Genomic DNA, 14098 nt, shown 5'->3' on the forward strand with positions numbered 1-14098 from the left:
AGCCCCCGCCTCGCAACCAAGGCGGGCGGAACGATAACGCCGCACCCACGCTCCTTTGGTCGAACGAAACCGGGACGCCATGGCCGCCTCCACGTCCAAGCAGGTGATCTTCGCGGCCCTGGCGGGCAACACCGCCATCGCCGTGACCAAGTTCGCCGCCGCCCTGTTCACCGGCTCGGCCGCCATGATGAGCGAGGCGATCCACTCGGCCGTCGACACCGGCAATCAGGTCCTGCTGCTGATCGGCCTGCGCCGCGCCGCCCGGCCGGCCAGCGAGACCCACCCCTTCGGCCACGGGCTGCAGCTCTATTTCTACACCTTCGTCGTCGCCATCCTGATCTTCGGCCTTGGGGCCCTCGTCTCCATCCTGCACGGGCTGCAGCGCATCCGCGCGCCCGAGCCGATCCAGAACCCCTGGATCAACTATCTGGTGCTGGGGCTGGCCGTGCTGTTCGAGGGCGGCTCCTGGTGGGTGGCGCTCAAGGCCTTCAACCGCCAGCGCGGCGGCCGGCCCCTGCTGCCCGCCGTGCGCGAGAGCAAGGACCCCACCGTCTTCACCGTCCTGTTCGAGGACACCGCCGCCCTGACCGGCCTGGTCATCGCCCTGATCGGGGTGGTCGCCAGCCATGTTTTCGGCCTGCCGGTCATCGACGGGGTCGCCTCCGTGGCCATCGGGGTGGTGCTGGCCCTGACCGCCGGCTTCCTGGCCTTCGAGAGCCAGAGCCTGCTGACCGGCGAGGCCGCCGATCCCGCCACGCGGGCGGGCATCGCCGCCATCGCCCGCGCCGAGCCAGGCGTCGACGGGCTGAACGACCTGCGCACCATGCATTTCGGCCCCAATGAGATCCTGGTCGCCCTCAGCCTGGACTTCGACGACCGACTCAGCGCCGGAGAGGTCGAGGCCACGGTGGCGCGGCTGGAGCACCGCATCCGCGCCGCCCACCCCCAGGCCGGCCGCATCTATGTCGAGGCCCAGAGCCTGGCCAGCCATGCGGCGGTCCGCGCGGCGGTCATGGCGGGGGGCGGCCCCGGCGCCCTGGTGTCCGACGTGCCGGGGGGTGCGACCATGACGCCACGCACGACCGCTTGATGCAACCTCACGGCCCCGTTACCGCTAATGCTCACCATCACATCCTGGAACCCCGATGCTTGACAGCATAATCCCGCTCCTTAGCGATCCGGCCGCCTGGGCGGCCCTCATCACCCTGGTGGTCATGGAGGTGGTGCTGGGGATCGACAACCTGATCTTCATCTCCATCCTGTCCAACAAGCTCCCGCCCGAGCATCGCCAGCGCACGCGTCGCATCGGCATCGGCCTGGCCCTGATCATGCGTCTGGCGCTGCTGGCCGCCATCGGCTGGATCGTCGGCCTGACGGCGCCGGTCTTCGACCTGGGCCTCCACGGAGAGACCTTCGACACCGCCTTCTCCTGGCGCGACCTGATCCTGATCGCCGGGGGCCTGTTCCTGGTGTGGAAGGCGACCAAGGAGATCCACCACGCCGTCGACACCACCCCCTCGAACGACATGCTGGAGAAGGACAAGAAGGACGTCGTCATCAACAACGTCGGCGCGGCCATCGTCCAGATCATCCTGCTGGACCTGGTGTTCTCGGTCGACTCCATCCTGACAGCCGTGGGCATGACCGATCACGTGCCGATCATGATGGTCGCCGTCATCATCGCTGTGGCCGTCATGCTGCTGGCCTCGGACCCCCTGGCCGACTTCATCGACAAGAACCCGACCGTGGTCATGCTGGCCCTGGGCTTCCTGCTGATGATCGGCATGGTGCTGATCGCCGACGGCTTCGGCGTCCACGTGCCCAAGGGCTACATCTACGCCGCCATGGCCTTCTCGGCCCTGGTCGAGGGGCTGAACATGTGGGCGCGCGCCGCCCAGATCAGGAAGAACCAGGCCGAGGAAGCCGCCCAGGCCGCCCTCAACCGGGCCGAGACCGCCGAACCGGGCGTCTGACCCCAGCCCCCCGGCTGAACGACGAAGCGCCGCGGTGAGAGCCGCGGCGCTTTTTTCATGCCTTTGCCGCTCATCCCGGCGGACGCCGGGATCCAGTGCTTTGGCTTCAAACGCGAGTTTGGTCGGGACGCTGCTTTCCACGCGTCGTGCAGCGACTCTTACTGGATCCCGGCGTCCGCCGGGATGAGCGGGAGAAAGGGAAGCGCTCAAGCAGCGAGCCGCCGCGCGGCGAGCGATAGCGCCTCTTACAGAAAACTATAAGGATCCACGTCCACGGTCAGCCGCACAGAGGCCGGGACCTTCACCCGCGCCAGCCAGGCGCGCAGGAAGGCCTGGAGGTTCACGTCGCGATCGGCCCGCACCAGCAGCCGCTTCCTCCGCCGCCCGCGCACCAGGGCCAGGGGCGCGTCGGCGGGACCATAGACCTCCAGCCGCTCGGCGTTGGGGATGGCCTCGGCCAGGTCGCGGGCGACCTTCTCGACCGCCATGGCGTTCTCGCTGGACAGGATCAGCGCCGCCAGGCGGCCGTGCGGCGGCAGGGAGGCGGCCTCGCGCTCGGCCATCTCGGCCTCGACGAAGGCGTCGCGGTCGCCCGCCGCCAGGGCCTGCAGCACCGGATGCTCGGGCGTCCAGGTCTGCAGCAGGGCGCGGCCCGGCTTGTCCGCCCGCCCGGCCCGGCCCGTGGCCTGGGCCAGCAGCTGATAGGTGCGCTCGGCCGCGCGCAGGTCGCCGCCGCGCAGGCCCAGGTCAGCGTCCACCACGCCCACGAGCGTCAGACGCGGGAAGTTGTGGCCTTTCGCCGCAGCCTGGGTGGCGACCAGAATGTCGATCTCGCCGTCGGCCATGGATTGGATCAGGGCGCGGGCCGACTTGCCGTCCGGCACGGTGTCCGAGCTGAAGACGGCGGTGCGCGCCTGCGGGAAGAGCTGGCGCACCTCCTCCTCGACCCGCTCGACCCCCGGCCCGACCGGCACAAGCGAGTCCTCGGCGCCGCACGAGGGACAGGCCTTGGGCTTGGGCATGGAGAAGCCGGTCAGATGGCAGACCAGCCGCCCGGTGTAGCGATGCTCGACCAGCCAGGAATCCGTATCCGGCGCCGTCAGCCGATGCCCGCAGGCGCGGCACAGCACCACCGGCGCATAGCCGCGCCGATTGAGGAACAGCAGGCTCTGTTCCCCCCGCGCCAGCGTCTCGCCGATGGCTTCGCGTAAAGGTGCGGACAGCCAGGTCTGCGGGTCCGGCGGGCATTCACGCAGGTCGATCAGGCCGATCTGCGGCAGGACCGCTGCGCCGTGCCGCGCCGCCAGCTTCAGCCAGCGATACCGCCCCTGATGGGCGTTCCACAGGGTCTCCAGCGACGGGGTGGCCGAGGCCAGGACCACCGTCGCCCCCTCGATCCGCGCCCGCGCAACGGCCAGGTCGCGGCCGTGATAGACCAGCCCCTCCTCCTGTTTGAACGAGCCGTCATGCTCCTCGTCCACCACGATCAGCTTGAGGTTGGCGTAGGGCAGGAACAGGGCCGAGCGCGCGCCGACGACGATGTTGCAGCGGCCGGAGACCACCGCCTCCCACGCCTGTCGCCGGCGCGGCGGGGCGACGCCGGAATGCCATTCGGCGGGGGCGACGCCGAAGCGGGCGGTGATGCGCTCGATCACCGCCTGGGTCAGGGCGATCTCGGGCAGCAGGATCAGCGCCTGCGCCGTCGGATCGGCCCGCAGCGCCCGCGCCGCCGCCTCCAGATAGGCCTCCGTCTTGCCCGAGCCCGTCACCCCGTCCAGCAGGAAGGGGGCGAAGCCGCCCGCCGCCACAGCGTCCGCAATGGCCGCCGCCGAGGCCGCCTGATCCGGGTTCAGGGTCGCGGGCGCATGGTCGGGATCGGGCGGGTCGAAGGCGGCGACCGCCTCGACCTCGAACGGCTCCAGCACCCCTTCATCGACCAGTCCCTTGACCACGCCGGACGAGACGCCCGCCGCCCGCGCCAGATCGGGGCCGGGCATGGATCGTTGGCCCAGGGCCTCCAGCACCGCCGTGCGCGCCGCCGTCGGGCGGGCGGGACTGCGGCCCTCGACACGCCGCACCCGCCGCTCGGGCCGGGGCCGGGGCGCGCGCAGGCCCTTCAGCGCCGTCGCCGCCATCTCGCCGGGCGGACTCAGCGTCCAGCGCGCCGCCCATTCGACGAAGTCCAGCGTGCGTTCCGGCAGGCGCGGATCGGCCAGCACCTGCTCGACCGCCTTGAGCTTGCGGTTGGAGCCGGTCGTTTCGAACACCTCGGCGACCACGCCCCGGATCAGGCGCGGCCCCAGCGGCACGGCGACCTGATCGCCGCGTGCGACCGCCAGTTCCTCGGGAACCGCGTAATCGAAAGCTTCCGGCACCGGCAGGGGGATGAGGACGGAGGCGACCTTCACGCGGCTTCTCCTCCCCATTTCATGGGGAGGTGGCGCGGTCGCGCAGCGGCCGTGACGGAGGGGCTGCTTGGTTCTGCTGACAGAGGCCCCTCCACCACTACGTGGTCCCCCTCCCCATGAAATGGGGAGGAAAAGGGGAGTCGCCCTTCGCGTTGGTCAGGGTTAGAACTCTTCCCCATGAAACTCTTTCTCGACACCGCCGACGTCGCCGTCATCAAGGACCTGCTGCCCACCGGGATGGTGGACGGCGTCACCACCAATCCTAGCCTGATCGCCAAGTCGGGTCGCAACATCGCCGAGGTCATCGCCGAAATCTGCGCCCTGGTCGAGGGGCCGATCTCGGCCGAGGCCGTGGCCACCGACTTCGAGACCATGGTCAAGGAAGGCGACAAGCTGGCCGCCATCGCCCCCAACGTCGTGGTCAAGCTGCCCCTGACCTGGGACGGGCTGCGCGCCACGCGGGCCTTCGCCGACAAGGGGATCAAGACCAACGTCACCCTCTGCTTCTCGGCCGCCCAGGCCATGCTGGCGGCCAAGGCCGGCGCGACCTTCATCTCGCCCTTCGTCGGCCGCCTGGAAGACGTCGGCGCGGACGGCGTGGGCCTGCTGGAGGAGATCCGCACCCTCTACGACATCCACGACTTCGACACCGAGATCCTGGCCGCGTCCCTGCGCAATCCCGACCATGTGACGGCCGCCGCCCTGGCCGGCGCCGACGCCGCCACCCTGCCGACCGACGTTTTCAAAGCCTTGGTCAAGCACCCGTTAACCGACAAGGGGTTGGATGCCTTCCTGGCCGACTGGGGCAAGACCGGTCAGTCCATCTTGTAATTTTTCAGACCCGGAAAGAGGTCCTGCTTGAGCACTTCCCTGGACCTCTCTTCCGACCCCGCGGCGTCTAGCCTGCATTGGCCCGAGGTGCGCGCCTGGCTGGGCGCCCACGCCGACTTCCTGCTGGACGACCGGGCTCTGCTGGAAGAGCTGGGCCTGGCCGCCACGGGGCGCAACGTCGTCGACTTCGGCCGCGCCGCCCTGGCCCGGCTCGAGGCCGTCGCCCAGCGCGAGGCCGGGGCGCGCCGGCTGATCGAAGAGATTGCCCGCGCCAACTTCGCCGCCCAGACCCAGACCCACGTCGCCGCCCTGGACCTGATGGAGGCCCAGACCCACGCCGAACTGGCCCGCCATCTCGACGCGGTGTCCCAGGGCCGCTTCGGCCTGGCCGGCGCCGCCGTCGCCGTCGAGAAGCCCGGCGCCGTCCCCTTCGGCTGGAAGGCGCTGGAGGCGGGCCGCGTCGACGCCCTGCTGGGCGAGGACGGCCTGCACTGGCTCGGCCCCAACTTCACCGGCCTCAACCTGTTCGGCCCGGCCGAGGGCGAGGTCGCCTCGGTGGCCCTGGTGCGCATGAGCCTGCACGCTCCGGGCGAGGACGCGCCGCGCTCGGCCCTGTGCGCCTTCGGCTCGGCCGAGGACGACGGCTTCACTCCCGCCATGGGCTGCGAACTGGTGGCCTTCGTCGCCCGCGTCGTCGAACGCATGGCCGGACGATGGCCGCTGCAGGCCTGACCGCCGCCGCCCTGACGGCGCAGGAGGCCCTGGCCGCCTGGCTGGAGCACCTGGCCCACGAACGCCGCCTGTCGCCGCGCACGCTTGAAGCCTACGGCCACGTGGGCCGGCTCTATCTGGCCTTCCTCGAGCGCCATCGCGGCGAGGCTCAGAGCGCGGCCGACATGGGGACCGTCGCGGCGGCCGAGATCCGCGCCCACCTGGCCGAGCGTCGAACCGGCGAGCGCACTTTGAACGCGCGCTCGCTCAGCCAGACCCTGGCCGCCATCCGCGGCTTCCACGCCTTCCTCGACCGACGCCTGGGGGTGGCGGCGCCGCAGCTGGCGCTGGTGCGAGGGCCGAAGGTCAAGGCCTCCCTGCCCCGACCCGTCAGCGAGGATCAGGCGAAGGGCCTGCTGCACGAGCCCGAGGCCGATCCCGACCTGGAGCCATGGGAGGCCGCGCGCGACCGCGCCGTCCTGACCCTGCTCTACGGCTGCGGCCTGCGGATTTCCGAAGCCCTGTCGCTGAAACGGTCAGACGCCCCCCTGCCCGACTCCCTGCGCATCACCGGCAAGGGCGGCAAGACGCGGCTGGTCCCCGTCCTGCCCCAGGTGCGCGCGGCGACGGACGCCTATCTGGCGACCCAGCCCTTCGTGATCGACGCCGATCAGGCCCTGTTCCGGGCGCGGCGCGGCGGGCCGCTCAGTTCGCGCCATGTGCAGGCGACGGTCCAGCGGCTGCGCGGACGGCTCGGCCTGCCCGCCTCCGCGACGCCCCACGCGCTGAGGCATAGCTTCGCCACCCACCTGCTGGGGGCGGGGGCCGACCTGCGTTCGATCCAGGAACTGCTGGGCCACGCCAGCCTGTCGACGACGCAGAAATACACCCAGGTCGACGCCGCCCGCCTGCTGGCCGCCTACGCCCAGGCCCACCCGCGCGGCTGACCATCGATCGACGGACTTTTCAGCGCCCCGAAAAGGCGCCAGAAATCATGCGGGGATAGGTCGCGGAACGGGAGTTCACGCGCGTGCGCAGGCCGACCCTCGTCCCGGCGTCCGATGGTCCCGCCCGGCGGCCCAGCCGCCGCGCAGCCCTGGCCCTGCTGACGCAGACAGGGCTCCTGCTCGGGCTGCCGGCCTGGGCGCAACAGCCGCCGGACCAGGTTCCCCCTCCGGCTCCGACACCCTCGGACGTCGAGGCCCGCCTGCTCGAAAACCTTCTGACCCGCATGGGCGCGGAGGTCGACCTGGGCGGACGCAGGGCCCTGTTCGTCATCGACACGGGAGCCGAGCGCAGCGCCGTCTCCGACCGTCTGGCCCGGGACCTGGCCCTTGAGCCCGGCCCCCCGGTTCTGGTGCATGGCATCACCGCCGCCGAGATGGTCCCGACCGTGCGCGTCCCGCGCCTGGCCTTTTCCGGCCGTCGCTTCACCGACCTGGTCCTGCCGGTCTTTCCCAGCGCGCTTCTGGGCGCCGACGGCCTGCTGGGACTGGACGTGCTGTCACGCTTTCGCCTGACGCTGGACCTGCGCCGCCGCCGCGTCATGCTGGCCGCCTCGGGAGCCGACGTGGTGCAGCGCGGCATCGCCTTCGGCGGCGCCAGCCGGTTGCCCACATACGTCACCCCCATACGCTCGGGACGGTTCAGCCAGCTGATCCTGACCCATGTCATGGCCGACGGGGTGGAGACGGTCGCCTTCGTCGACAGCGGCGCCCAGTATTCCATCGGCAACCAGGCGCTGATGCGGGCGCTGGACGCACGCCTGGGCCCGGTCGAGCGGCCGACGCTGCGCGTCTACGGGGTGATCGGCCAGTCGCTGCTGGTGCGCTCGGGCCAGCTGGCCAACCTGCGCCTGGCGCGGCGCGATCTGGGGCCCACGCCCCTGCTGTTCGGCGACCTGCACGCCTTCCGCATCCTCGACCTGATCGAGCGGCCGGCCCTGCTGCTGGGCGCCGACGTCCTGACGCGGTTCAGCCGCGTGACGCTGGACTATGGCCGAGGCCGCATCGCCTTCGAGGGGCTGATCCGCCGCCCCCCGCCCGCGCCGCAGTCCCCTCCGATCAGATCGCCCTGACCGCCCCGCCGTCCACGCGGATCAGGGAGCCGGTGACATAGCCCGCCCGCGGGCTGGCCAGGAAGGCGGCCACGGCGCCGAACTCCTCGGGCGCGCCGATGCGGCCGGTGGGGATGGACTTCACCGACTCGGCGCGGGCCTCGGCAGGCTCGACGCCCGTGGCGGCGGCGCGAGCGGCGTCCAGCCGCGCGATGCGCGGGGTGTCGATGCGGCCGGGCAGCAGGGTGTTGACCGTCACCCCGTTGGCCGCGACCTCGCCCGCCAGGGTCTTGGCCCAGGCCGCCACGGAGGCCCTCAGGGTGTTGGACACGCCCAGCGTCCCGATCGGCTCGATCACGGAGGTGGAGGCGACGTTCAGCACGCGCCCCCAGCCCATGGCCCGCATCCCCGGCAGCACCCGGTCCGTCAGGCGGAAGACCGACAGCACCATGGCCTCGAATTGTTCGCGCCACAGCGCCGGATCCAGCCCCGCCACGCCCGACGGCGGCGGCCCGCCGGTGTTGTTCAGCAGAATCTGGATCGGCCCGCCCAGGGCCGCCTCGGCGGCGTCCACCGCCCTCAGCAGTCCCTCGTGATCGGCCAGGTCGGCGGGGGCGATCACCGCCTTGCCCGGCCCCATGGCGTTCAGTTCGTCGGCCACGGCCTGCAGCTTGCTCGCGTCGCGCGACAGCAGGGCCACGTGCGCCCCCTCGGCCACGAGCGCCGTCGCCACGGCCCGGCCCAGGCCGCTGGAGCCGCCGCAGATCAGGGCGCGCTTGCCGGTGAGTTGAAGGTCCATGTCGATCATTCCATGCTGTCAGGTCTCGCCGGTCCACATAGGGGCTGACGTCGCGGTTGCGAGGCCTCAGCGTGCCGTCCTGGGCGCGCCCTTCGTCCATTGCAGGACGACCTCGCACAGCAGGATCGGCGTGACCCAGAACAGCCAGACCGCCGCCGTCACCCCCTCCAGGCCGAGGTAGCCGAAAGGCGACGCCGTCTGCGCCAATCGGCACCCGACAAAGGTCCAGCTGACCACATAGGTGCGGATCGCCCATTCCTGGTGACTGTCGAAACGGCGATTGCGCGCCGCCCGCCCGGCCATCGCCGCAAAGACCAGCCAGACGACGGCCAGGGCGGCGGTCGTCACCCCCAGGCTGCGCGGCTCGTGCTGCGGATCGAGCGACAGCCACAGGGCCGTCAGGGCCCCGACGCCGCCGCCGGTCAGATAGACATAGGCGACCGCCCTGTGCAGCCGCATCCGCCGCCTGCGCCAGCCGAGGAACAGGGCCGCGCCCCCCGCCGCCAGCATGGCCGTGCCGCCCAGAGCATGAGCATACAGCAGGCCGAAGTGGAGCAGGTGCTCGCCAAGGGCGCGGAACGACAGCACCGGCCAGGCGTGAACCCGCCATATCCAGGCCGAGGACGCCAGGGCGGCCACGAACAGGGCCGGGAGAATCCAAGCCTTTCGCGAACGCAGGATGAGAGGGTCTGTCGACATCGCCGCTGCCTCTTCGTTCACCCTCGCACAACAAGGATCGGCCAGCAACCGAAGCCGGGATCCGGTCGGCCGCCGCCGGTCAGGCTGCGGGCGTTGCAAATCAATTTGATTTGCAATTCAAATTAAATACCAATACCCATCGATCTATGATCGACATGTCCCCTGACCGCGCGCGGTTCGGCGTCACCTTCTCCCTACTGGCGCGGCGCTGGCGCAGGCTGATCGAGGCGCATCTGGCCGCGACGGGCCTGACCGACGCCACCTGGGTTCCGCTGGTTCACCTCGACGCCACGGGCGGCGGCCTGGCGCAGAAGGATCTCGCCGCCCTGGTCGGCGTCGACGGCTCCAGCCTGGTGCGGGTGCTCGACATTCTCGAGCGCGACGGCCTGATCGAGCGGCGCCGCGACGCCAGCGACGGACGCGCCCGGCTGATCCATCTGACACGAGACGGCGAGCAGCGCGTCGCCCGGATTCAGGGCGCCCTGCGGACGGCGGAGGAGGCCATGCTGGTCGACCTGTCGGACGCCGACCTCGGCGTCATGCTCGGGCATTTCCACGCCATCGAGCGGCGCATGGCGGAACGCGAACAGGGGGAAGGGCGGTCGTCTTGACCTCGCCGCAACTCCAGCCCGCGCGGACACGGCGAAGGGACGCCGCCCGCCTGCTGCTGCATCCCGAACAGTTCAAGGACAGCCTGAGCCTGACGCGCCAGGCGTCGCTCCGCAATGCGACGCTGGCGGGGTTCCAGGCCGCCCTGACCGTCGCCGTCGCCCTGCCCCTCGTCGTGCTGTCGCCGTGGGCGCAACTGATCGGCTTCGCCTCGCTCGGCGCGCTCGTCGCCCTCTTCGGCCGCTTCGCGCCGGCCGGGCGCCGCCAGAGCATCGTGCTGCAATGCGGCCTGCTCCAGACGGCGGCGGTCCTGCTGATGTCGCTCGCCGCCTGGCTGGGCGCGTCGCAGGGGCTTCAGCTGATCCTGCTCGCCCTCTGGTGCGGCGTCGCCCTGTTCGTCAGCATCGCCGGCCGGTTCGGCGCGCCGGGAGCCCTGATCTTCGTCTTCGCCGCCAGCGCGGCCATGGCGCCCGAACTCACCCTGGGCCAGGTCGTCGAACGAAGCGCGGCCACGGCGATCGTCGCCGCCCTGGCCTGGCTGATCTGCCTGGCGACGGAAGCCGTCCGCCATGCGCCGCCGCCCGCGCGCGACACGCCCGAAGACCCCCTGCCGCCGCTCAGGAGCCGCCTGATCGCGGCCGCCCGCACCGTGGCCGGCGCGGCCCTGGCCATCGGGGCCAGCCTGGTCCTCGACGGCCAGCATCCGGCCTGGGCCGCCATGGGGGCCCTGGCGGTCATGCAGGGCCCTCAGTTGCACATCGTCATGAACCGCGCCCTGCAGCGCATGGGCGGGACCGTGATCGGCGCCCTGCTGGCCTGGCTGCTGCTTCTGCAGGACCCGTCCGTCTGGATTCTGATCGCGGCGCTGGCCGCGCTTCAGCTGCTCACCGAGATGGTGATCGGCGTCAACTACGCCCTGGGTCAGGTGCTGGTGACGCCGATGGCCCTGCTGATGACCTATCTGGGCGCGGGCCGCGCGGTCGGTCCCGACATGGCCTCGGACCGCATCCTGGAGACCCTGATCGGGGTGGCCGTGGGCGTCGTCCTGTCCGTGGCCTTTTCGTCGGCGGATGAGCGAACCCATCTGGCGCGGCGCCGAGTCCGCACCGATTGACCCGCCTTAACAAAAACGGCGCGCCCCGTGCGGAGCGCGCCGTTCTGATTTCGGACTAACCGAAGAAGCTTAGGCTTGCATGGTCCAGCCTTCGACGCCCATAGCCGCCTGGCGGACGGCTTCGGAGCGGGTCGGGTGCGGGTGGCAGGTGCGGGCGATGTCCTCGGACGAGCCGCCGAAGGCCATGGTCATGCAGGCCTCGCCGATCAGCTCGCCGGCCTGCGGGCCGTAGATGTGGACGCCCAGGACCTTGTCGGTCGCGGCGTCGGCCAGGACCTTCACGAAGCCGTCGGTCTCGTGGTTGATCTTGGCGCGGCTGTTGGCGGCGAAGGGGAACTTGCCCTTCTTGAAGTTGACGCCCGCGGCCTTCAGCGCCTCTTCGGTCTTGCCGACCCAGGCCACTTCCGGGCCGGTGTAGATGACCGACGGCACCAAGTCGTAGTCGACGTGGCCCGGCTTGCCCGCGATCAGTTCGATCACGGCCACGGCGTCTTCCTCGGCCTTGTGGGCCAGCATCGGGCCGTGCGTCACGTCGCCGATGACCCAGACGCCCGGCGCCGAGGTCTTGAAGTGGTCGTTGGCGATGAAGCCGCGCGCGTCCGGCGTGACGCCGACCGTCTCCAGCCCCAGGCCTTGCGTGTAGGGACGGCGGCCGATGGCGACCAGCACCACGTCGCCCTTCAGCGTCTCCGCCGCGCCGCCCTTGGCGGGTTCGAGGGTCAGCTCGACGCCGTCCTTGGACGTCTGGGCGCCGGTGACCTTGGTGCCCATGCGGAAGGTCATGCCCTGCTTGGTCAGGCCGCGCTGGAAGGCGGTGGCGACTTCGCCGTCCATGCCCGCGCCGACCTTGTCCAGGAACTCGACGACCGTGACCTGGGCGCCCAGACGGCGCCAGACCGAGCCGAGCTCGAGACCGATGACGCCCGCGCCGATGACGATCAGGTGCTTGGGCACCTTGGGCAGGAACAGGGCGCCGGTCGAGTCGATGACCTTGCCGTCCTCGAAGGCGACGCCCGGCAGCGGGGTCGGCTCGGAGCCCGTGGCGATGATGATGTTTTTGGTTTCGAGCGTGGTCTTGGCGCCGCCCTCGGCTTCGACCTCGACCTTGCCGGCGCCGGCGATGCGGCCGAAGCCCTTCACCACGTCGACCTTGTTCTTCTTCATCAGGAATTCGATGCCCTTGGTCAGGGCCTCGACGCTGTCGTCCTTGGCCTTGTGCATCTGGGCCAGGTTCAGCTTGGGCTTCACCTCGATGCCGATGCCGGCGAATTCGACGTTGGCGGCCTCATACAGCTCCGAAGCGTGCAGCAGGGCCTTGGACGGCATGCAGCCGACGTTCAGGCAGGTGCCGCCAAGCGTGGCGCGCTTCTCGACCAGGGCGGCCTTGAGGCCCAGTTGGCCGGCGCGGATGGCGGCGTTGTAGCCGCCCGGCCCGCCCCCGATGATCACCACGTCATAGGTCTGGGAAGCGGCGTCGGCCATGAGGTCCTCTGATCGGTCTGGCGCTGGATAAGGAAGGCGCTGGGAAGGAAGCGGCGCGGACACTAGCGCCGCTCCCGGCGGGGTCAACCGCCACGGCCCATATAGGCCCCGATCGCGCGCACGGCCATGCGGACGGAGACACAATGGGCGGAAAAGCGAAACGGGGCCCGATCTTGCGACCGGACCCCGTTTTCACCGCTTCGACTGGAGCGGGCGAGGCGATTCGAACGCCCGACCCTCACCTTGGCAAGGTGATGCTCTACCCCTGAGCTACGCCCGCACTCCGTTGGGAGCGATGTGTGTGCTCCCCGTCGAGGAGGGGGCGTATAGCGGACCTTCTTCGGATCGCGCAAGCCCCCTTTTTCGTTTTTCTTTCAAACCCTCGTTCGGACTTGTAGCGCGGATGCCGGGACGGCCTGTGACGCCCTTCGGAACCAGCCCTCGCAGCCGCCCCGGCCTCCTCCGCCACCCCCTCGGCCGTCATCCTCGGGCTTGACCCGAGGATGACGGCTCTATGGCGAACACGCGCGCGGGAGCCCGCTCAGGCAGCGAGCCGCCGCGCGGCGAGCGATAGCGGCCTTCCAGCCCCTCGCCTCAGCGCGGGGCGAGACGAATGGCCCCGTCCAGGCGGATGCATTCGCCGTTGATGTAGGTGTTCTCGGCCAGGTGCAGGGCCAGGGCGGCGTAGTCGGCGGGCGTGCCCAGGCGCTTGGGGAAGGGGATCATGGCGGCCAGGGCGTCCTGCACCTTCTGGTCCATGCCGGCCATCATCGGCGTCCACATGATGCCCGGCAGGATGGTGTTGACCCGCACGCCCTCGTTCATCAGGTCGCGCGCGATGGGCAGGGTCATCGAATAGACGCCGCCCTTGGAGGCCGAATAGGCCGCCTGGCCGATCTGGCCGTCCTGGGCCGCGACCGAGGCGGTGTTGACGATCAGGCCGCGCTCGCCGTCGGCCATGGGCTCCAGCGTGACCATGCCCGCCGCCGACTGCGACAGGACGCGGAAGGTGCCGAACAGGTTGATCGAGACGGTGCGCTCGAACTGGGCCATGTCGTGGGCGCGGATCTCGCCGGTGTCCTTCTTGCGGCTGACGGTCTTCTGGCCGGTGGCGATCCCGGCGCAGTTGACGGTCAGGCGCTCCTGGCCGTGGGCGGCGCGGGCCTTGGCGAAGCCGGCGGCCACGCTCTCGTCCGAGGTCACGTCGACCTTGCAGAAGACGCCGCCGATCTCCCGGGCGATGACCTCGCCGCGCTCCTCGTTCAGGTCGAACAGGGCGACCTTGACGCCCTTGGCCGCCAGGGCGCGCGCCGTGCCTTCGCCAAGGCCCGAGGCCCCGCCCGTCACCACCGCCGCGATCGAAGCGTCGAGTTTCATGGAAGTCGTCCCTATATTCGAATGAACCGAGTGCTCGTG

Annotated in this window: 13 protein-coding genes and 1 tRNA gene; 8 read left to right on the forward strand and 6 right to left on the reverse strand. The window is 70.7% G+C overall.

Features of this window, described 5'->3' with window-relative positions:
• The first annotated feature begins 79 nt into the window (after positions 1-79).
• Both D8I30_RS03895 and D8I30_RS03900 read left to right on the forward strand, forming a co-directional pair.
• Entirely contained in the window at positions 80-1090 is a 1011-nt protein-coding gene (locus D8I30_RS03895) for a cation diffusion facilitator family transporter (RefSeq protein WP_121481576.1), read from the forward strand.
• 55 nt (positions 1091-1145) lie between these two features.
• Complete coding sequence (locus tag D8I30_RS03900; RefSeq protein WP_121481577.1) at positions 1146-1973, forward strand: TerC family protein; 828 nt, start codon at positions 1146-1148, stop codon at positions 1971-1973.
• 245 nt (positions 1974-2218) lie between these two features.
• Here D8I30_RS03900 and D8I30_RS03905 read toward each other — a convergent pair whose 3' ends face one another.
• Positions 2219-4399, reverse strand: coding sequence for a primosomal protein N' (locus D8I30_RS03905; protein ID WP_205570743.1), 2181 nt, complete (start codon positions 4397-4399; stop codon positions 2219-2221).
• 159 nt (positions 4400-4558) lie between these two features.
• Between D8I30_RS03905 and fsa the strand changes: the two genes are divergently transcribed.
• From fsa to D8I30_RS03925, 4 genes are all read left to right on the forward strand, one after another.
• Complete coding sequence (gene fsa, locus D8I30_RS03910; protein WP_121481579.1) at positions 4559-5212, forward strand: fructose-6-phosphate aldolase; 654 nt, start codon at positions 4559-4561, stop codon at positions 5210-5212.
• A 27-nt stretch (positions 5213-5239) separates the two neighbouring features.
• Positions 5240-5944 (forward strand): DUF484 family protein, encoded by a 705-nt coding sequence (locus D8I30_RS03915; RefSeq protein ID WP_121481580.1) that lies wholly within the window; start codon positions 5240-5242, stop codon positions 5942-5944.
• Positions 5926-6870 (forward strand): tyrosine recombinase XerC, encoded by a 945-nt coding sequence (locus tag D8I30_RS03920; RefSeq protein WP_121481581.1) that lies wholly within the window; start codon positions 5926-5928, stop codon positions 6868-6870. Before D8I30_RS03915 ends, D8I30_RS03920 begins: the two co-directional genes overlap by 19 nt.
• A gap of 83 nt (positions 6871-6953) precedes the next feature.
• A complete protein-coding gene (locus D8I30_RS03925; RefSeq protein WP_162938799.1) occupies positions 6954-8000 on the forward strand; it encodes a pepsin/retropepsin-like aspartic protease family protein in 1047 nt (348 codons plus the stop codon).
• Here D8I30_RS03925 and D8I30_RS03930 read toward each other — a convergent pair.
• Both D8I30_RS03930 and D8I30_RS03935 read right to left on the reverse strand, forming a co-directional pair.
• The gene (locus tag D8I30_RS03930; protein WP_121483375.1) at positions 7987-8778 is read right to left on the reverse strand and encodes an SDR family oxidoreductase; all 792 of its coding nucleotides are present in this window, start codon (positions 8776-8778) and stop codon (positions 7987-7989) included. The genes D8I30_RS03925 and D8I30_RS03930 overlap by 14 nt on opposite strands.
• Positions 8779-8844: 66 nt before the next feature.
• Positions 8845-9477, reverse strand: a complete 633-nt coding sequence (locus D8I30_RS03935) for a DUF2306 domain-containing protein (protein ID WP_121481583.1) — start codon at positions 9475-9477, stop codon at positions 8845-8847.
• A gap of 155 nt (positions 9478-9632) precedes the next feature.
• On the opposite strand from D8I30_RS03935, the gene D8I30_RS03940 reads away from it, so the two are divergent.
• Together D8I30_RS03940 and D8I30_RS03945 are read left to right on the forward strand one after the other, a co-directional pair.
• Entirely contained in the window at positions 9633-10088 is a 456-nt protein-coding gene (locus D8I30_RS03940; protein ID WP_121483376.1) for a MarR family winged helix-turn-helix transcriptional regulator, read from the forward strand.
• Entirely contained in the window at positions 10085-11200 is a 1116-nt protein-coding gene (locus tag D8I30_RS03945) for an FUSC family protein (RefSeq protein ID WP_121481584.1), read from the forward strand. Before D8I30_RS03940 ends, D8I30_RS03945 begins: the two co-directional genes overlap by 4 nt.
• 69 nt (positions 11201-11269) lie before the next feature.
• Here the strand turns inward: D8I30_RS03945 and lpdA are convergent, their stop codons facing one another.
• The 3 genes from lpdA to D8I30_RS03960 all read right to left on the reverse strand — a co-directional run bounded on the left by lpdA (position 11270) and on the right by D8I30_RS03960 (position 14059).
• Complete coding sequence (gene lpdA / locus D8I30_RS03950) at positions 11270-12682, reverse strand: dihydrolipoyl dehydrogenase (RefSeq protein ID WP_121481585.1); 1413 nt, start codon at positions 12680-12682, stop codon at positions 11270-11272.
• 205 nt (positions 12683-12887) lie between these two features.
• Positions 12888-12962 (reverse strand) — tRNA-Gly (locus D8I30_RS03955).
• A gap of 314 nt (positions 12963-13276) precedes the next feature.
• Positions 13277-14059 (reverse strand): SDR family oxidoreductase, encoded by a 783-nt coding sequence (locus tag D8I30_RS03960; protein ID WP_121481586.1) that lies wholly within the window; start codon positions 14057-14059, stop codon positions 13277-13279.
• Positions 14060-14098: the final 39 nt, after the last annotated feature.

Origin of the sequence: Brevundimonas naejangsanensis (assembly GCF_003627995.1) — a bacterium.
Taxonomy (GTDB): Bacteria; Pseudomonadota; Alphaproteobacteria; order Caulobacterales; family Caulobacteraceae; genus Brevundimonas; species Brevundimonas naejangsanensis_B.

What these genes read in the sequence shown, in the direction of transcription:
- D8I30_RS03895 (WP_121481576.1), top strand. Translation starts at nt 80, where the DNA reads ATGGCCGCCTCCACGTCCAAGCAGGTGATCTTCGCGGCCCTGGCGGGC.
- D8I30_RS03900 (WP_121481577.1), top strand. Translation starts at nt 1,146, where the DNA reads ATGCTTGACAGCATAATCCCGCTCCTTAGCGATCCGGCCGCCTGGGCG.
- D8I30_RS03905 (WP_205570743.1), bottom strand. Translation starts at nt 4,399, where the DNA reads ATGGGGAGGAGAAGCCGCGTGAAGGTCGCCTCCGTCCTCATCCCCCTG.
- fsa (WP_121481579.1), top strand. Translation starts at nt 4,559, where the DNA reads ATGAAACTCTTTCTCGACACCGCCGACGTCGCCGTCATCAAGGACCTG.
- D8I30_RS03920 (WP_121481581.1), top strand. Translation starts at nt 5,926, where the DNA reads ATGGCCGCTGCAGGCCTGACCGCCGCCGCCCTGACGGCGCAGGAGGCC.
- D8I30_RS03930 (WP_121483375.1), bottom strand. Translation starts at nt 8,778, where the DNA reads ATGGACCTTCAACTCACCGGCAAGCGCGCCCTGATCTGCGGCGGCTCC.
- D8I30_RS03935 (WP_121481583.1), bottom strand. Translation starts at nt 9,477, where the DNA reads ATGTCGACAGACCCTCTCATCCTGCGTTCGCGAAAGGCTTGGATTCTC.
- D8I30_RS03940 (WP_121483376.1), top strand. Translation starts at nt 9,633, where the DNA reads ATGTCCCCTGACCGCGCGCGGTTCGGCGTCACCTTCTCCCTACTGGCG.
- lpdA (WP_121481585.1), bottom strand. Translation starts at nt 12,682, where the DNA reads ATGGCCGACGCCGCTTCCCAGACCTATGACGTGGTGATCATCGGGGGC.
- D8I30_RS03960 (WP_121481586.1), bottom strand. Translation starts at nt 14,059, where the DNA reads ATGAAACTCGACGCTTCGATCGCGGCGGTGGTGACGGGCGGGGCCTCG.